A 1446-nucleotide genomic window follows, 5' to 3' on the forward strand; every position below is an offset into this window, starting at 1 on the left:
CCACCAGGGTCCGGATCGAAAATACCCGCAGCGCATCATGCACCGACAACGTGCCCTCGGCGGAGTTCTTGCGGCCGTTGAACGGGTAGGTGTCCGGGCCGCGTTGGCACTGGGCGTTGAGGTTGATCCGGCCGACCTGGTTGGCGAAGGTGTCCACCAGCCTGCCGACCGCCACCGGGTTGGTGCCGAAGATGCTCAGTTGCTGGCCGAAGTCGGATTCCAGGACGTAATCGATCACGGTGTCCAGATGACGGTAAGGCACGATCGGCACGACCGGGCCAAACTGTTCTTCCTGATAGACGCGCATCTGCGGTGTCACCGGGTACAACACGGCCGGGTAGAAGAACGATGCCCGGGACTCACCACCATTGGGGTTGACCACGGCGGCGCCTTTGCTGACCGAGTCCGCCACCAGCGAATGCAGATAATCGACTTTGCTCGCCTCCGGCAGCGGTGTCAGGGCCACGCCGCTGTCCCACGGCATGCCGGGTTTCAGTGAGGCGAGCCTGGCGTTGAATTTCTCGATGAACGCTTCGACCACGTCTTCATGGACGAAGAGGATTTTCAGCGCGGTGCAGCGCTGACCGTTGAACGACAGGGAGCCGGTGACGGCTTCGCTGACCGCGTTGTCCAGATCCACCTCTGGCAACACGATGCCGGGGTTCTTCGCATCCAGGCCCAGTGCCGCACGCAAGCGGTGAGGCCGCGGGTGAAGCTTTTTCAGGTCGCTGGCAGCCTTGTTGGTGCCGATAAACGCAAAGATATCGATCTTGCCGCTGGCCATCAGTGCGCTGACGGTCTCGCGGCCACTGCCGTAAATGACGTTGATCACCCCGGCCGGGAAGCTGTCGCGAAAGGCTTCCAGCAGCGGACGAATCAACAGCACCCCCAGCTTGGCCGGCTTGAACACCACGGTGTTGCCCATGATCAGCGCCGGAATCAGCGTGGTGAAAGTCTCGTTCAGCGGATAGTTGTAAGGCCCCATGCACAACGCCACGCCCATCGGAACGCGGCGGATCTGGCCGAGGGTGTCCTGTTCCAGTTCGAATCGGCTGGAGCGGCGGTCGAGTTCCTTGAGGGCGTTGATGGTGTCGACGATGTAGTCGCAGGTGCGGTCGAACTCTTTCTCCGAGTCCTTGAGGTTCTTGCCGATCTCCCACATCAGCAACTTGACCACCGCCTCGCGCTGTTCGCGCATACGACCGAGGAAGGTCTCGACATGCTGGATACGCTCGGCCACGCGCATGGTCGGCCACAAACCCTGGCCCCGGTCATAGGCACGGACAGCCGCGTCGAGCGCGGTCAGGGCGGTGTCGGCATCGAGCAGCGGCGTGCTGCCGAGGATCACTTGTTCATCGCCATTCGCGCCGCTCAGGTACACCGGGCTGCGCACCTGGGCGAGGGGGCCGGACCAGGTTTTCAGTTCACCGTCGACCAGGTATTCGC

1 protein-coding gene is annotated in these 1446 nt (G+C 62.7%); it reads right to left on the reverse strand.

Annotated elements, in window-relative coordinates; translation table 11 throughout:
* On the reverse strand, positions 1-1446 hold a 1446-nt coding region (locus tag AC1DLB_RS29880; RefSeq protein ID WP_477786275.1), incomplete at both ends, for an NADP-dependent glyceraldehyde-3-phosphate dehydrogenase.

The sequence above is a fragment of the Pseudomonas sp. 05N434 genome (genome assembly GCF_056396965.1).